Source organism: Frankia sp. R82 (assembly GCF_023716925.1).
GTDB lineage: Bacteria > Actinomycetota > Actinomycetes > Frankiales > Frankiaceae > Frankia.
Genome location: NZ_JAMQQG010000116.1, coordinates 1 through 3,142, shown reverse-complemented (window position 1 = coordinate 3,142; position 3,142 = coordinate 1). Strand labels below are relative to the sequence as shown.

General features: G+C 72.6%; 3 protein-coding genes. 2 read left to right on the top strand and 1 reads right to left on the bottom strand.

The window, feature by feature from the left end; genetic code table 11:
• On the bottom strand, positions 1-1,851 hold a 1,851-nt coding region (locus tag ND747_RS15970; protein WP_251734409.1), incomplete at its 3' end, for an ATP-dependent helicase.
• A 94-nt stretch (positions 1,852-1,945) separates the two neighbouring features.
• On the opposite strand from ND747_RS15970, the gene ND747_RS15965 reads away from it, so the two are divergent.
• On the top strand, positions 1,946-2,185 hold the full coding sequence (locus ND747_RS15965; RefSeq protein WP_251734408.1) for a mycoredoxin: 240 nt from the start codon (positions 1,946-1,948) through the stop codon (positions 2,183-2,185).
• Between the two features lie 188 nt (positions 2,186-2,373).
• Positions 2,374-3,142, top strand: a 769-nt coding sequence (locus tag ND747_RS15960; protein WP_374216244.1) for a GAF domain-containing protein, incomplete at its 3' end; no start/stop codon positions are given.

Genomic DNA, 3,142 nt, shown 5'->3' with positions numbered 1-3,142 from the left:
CCCGGCGCCACCGCCGCGGGCACCGCGACGCGCCGGGCGCAGCTCGTCCACGAACCGGGACGGGCGACGCGCCCGGCCGCCGGCCGTGCGGGCCAGCGACCACGACAGGACCAGTTGGGTGCGTGCCCGGGTGATCCCGACGTACAGCAGCCGGCGCTCCTCCTCGATCTGCTCGGCGGAGCGGGCGTGGACCAGCGGCAGGGTGCCCTCGGTGAGCCCGACGAGGAAGACCGCGTCCCACTCAAGGCCCTTCGCGGCATGCAGGGTGGACAGCGTCACCCCCTCGACGGTCGGCAGATGCTCGTGGGTGGCCCGGTCGGCGAGTTCGGCGACGAACTGCGCGAGGGTGGCGTCGGGGCTGCGGGCCGCGAGATCCTCGGCAAGACGGTGCAGCGCGGCGAGGTTCTCCCACCGCTCGCGTTCGGAACCGGTGCCCACGGCGGGCGTGTGCGGATACCACTGCAGGGCGCCCAGGACGTCCGCCACGACGTCGGCGAGCCCGGCGGGGCGGTCGGTGTCGGCGGAGCGGACGGCCGCTCGCAGCAGCCGCATCGCGTTGACGACCTCGGGACGGACGAAGAACTTCTCCCCGCCGCGCAGCAGGTAGGCGATGCCGGCGCCGCCGATGGCCGACTCGTACGCCTCCGACTGCGCGTTCGTCCGGTACAGCACGGCGATCCGGCTGGCCGGCAGGCCGCGGGCGAGCAGGGTACGGATGCGAGCGGTGACGGCGGTGGCCTCGTCGGCCTCCGTGTCGCACTCCAGCCACACCGGGGCGGGCCCGGCGCTCGGTACGGCGACGAGCGCGGCCCGCGGCCCGGCCGCCACCAGCCGGTTGGCCAGCGCCACCACCTGGGGAGTCGACCGGTAGTCGCGCACCAGCCGGACCAGCGTCGCCTGCGGATGACGGCGGGCGAACCCGAGCAGGTACCGCGGCGAGGCGCCGGCGAACGAGTAGATCGTCTGATGTGGATCGCCGACGACGCACAGACTGTCCCGATCACCGAGCCAGGCGTCGAGCACCCGCTGCTGGAGCATGTTGACGTCCTGGTACTCGTCGACGACGAAGTGCCGGTAGCGGGAGCGGACCTCGCCGGCGACCCAGCCGTGCTCCTCGATCATGGCGGCGGTGAGCAGCAGCAGATCCTCGAGGTCGAGGACGCCGGCCTCCCGCTTGGCCTCCTCGTAGGCGCCGTAGAGCCGGCCGATGGTGTCGGCGGACGTGGTCGTCTCACGGCCCGCCGCCGGAGCCAGCCGGACGTAGTCCTCGGGCGTGACGAGCGAGACCTTCGCCCATTCGACCTCGGCGGTCAGATCACGCAGCTCCGCACGATCGGGACGCAGCCCCAACCGCCCGGCGGCCCGGGCCATGATCGGGATCTTGCTGGACTCGATCCTGGGCAGTGGCCCGCCGGCCACCGCCGGCCAGAAGTACTGCAGCTGGCGCAGCGCCGACGAGTGGAAGGTGCGCGCCTGCACGCCCGGGACGCCCATCGCCCGTAGCCGGCCGCGCAGCTCACCGGCCGCCCGGGTGGTGAAGCTGACCGCGAGGATCTGATCGGGTGCAACGCCGCGATCCGCGACCATGCGCGCGATTCTGTGGGTGATCGTGCGCGTCTTGCCCGTACCGGCCCCGGCCAGGATGCAGACCGGCCCTAGCGGGGCATCGGCGGCGGCCCGCTGCTCCGGGTCCAGCCCCGCCAGCAGATCGCCACCGGCGGCCGGGCCGGTCACGCCGGCCTCGCGGGACGCCACCGGGGACGCGGCCTGCGACACAGCGGACGACGGGCCGCCGACCGGCTCGGAGGACGCGGCGGCGGACGCGGGCGGCGGGGCGGCGGGTCCGGACATCCCTCGACACGGTAGTACCGGCGTGGCGCGGGAAGGGATGCCGCCGCCACACTGTTGGAGCATCCGTTGTGTCCCAGTGGCTTGGAGGCCATTCGTGCTCACGATCTACACGACTTCCTGGTGCGGCTACTGCGTTCGACTGAAGAGCCAACTCGACCGCGCCGGGGTGGAGTACCAGACCATCGATATCGAGAACGACCCGACAGCAGAGCAACGTGTCCGCGATGCGAACAACGGGAACGCGACCGTGCCGACCGTGCTCTTTCCCGATGGCACTGTGATGACGAACCCGAGCATCCGCCAGGTCACCGAGAAGGTCACTTCTGCCGCATAACGGATACGTAGAGCAACGACGTCCCGAAAGTTCTTACCTTCCCACCGCACACGCGGCCGGCACGTGGGACGGTGTCCGTCACTGCCCGTGAAGTTTGTGGGAGAGTTCGGCCTGTGTCGTCAGCACCTTCAGAACAGGCGTGGAGCACCGTCGATGCCGCGCTACGGGCTGTTCATGCCCGAGACCGGATGGAGACAGCCTGTTTCGTCGTGGTTTCTGCGACGACCGTGGGCTATCTCCGGGTGGCGGGATCCTTCGCCGGTCTCGAGGTGGGAACCCACTATCCCCGCGCCGACAGTGTCATCGCCCGCATGCTCGATGGTGCCCCCGCGGCGGCGTCCGGGGTCGGTCCCGGGCATCCCGCGGCCGACACCGCGGAACATCGCCTGCTGGGGGTACGCAGCTATCTCGCGACGCCGGTCCTGCGTCCGGATGGCCGACTGCTCGGTGTTCTCGTCAGCTTGGACCATGGCGAGGTGCCTGTGACCACAGAGGATCGTGCCCAGGTACGCGGGATCGCCGACGAGTTGGCGGCCTCCGGTCGCATACCGGCGCCGGCCGGATCGACCTTCGAGGCGGCTCCGGGTCCGGGTCCGGGTCCGTCCGATGCCGACGCGGCGGACCGGTCCGAGCCGGCAGAGGTGGCCCAGGTGGGCGAACCCGCCGGACCGGGGGTCCCCACGCGGGTGTCCCTGCCCGCCGAGATTCCGCCCACGGCCGGCACGCCGATGCCAGCGGTGCCTGCCACAGACCTGCCGGCGGCGGGCGGGCCGGTCAGCGGGGTGCCGGCTGCCTCCGCGGCACACCCACGACCAGGCCGGATACCGACGCCGCAAACGATCGCGCGAGCGGTACGTCCCGGCGGGCCGGCCCGTACCACGCCGCCCCGCCCGGGCCAGCAGGCCCCCGCCGCGTCCGGTCCCGCGGGACCGGGTGGGGGTACCACGTCCGGCCCGC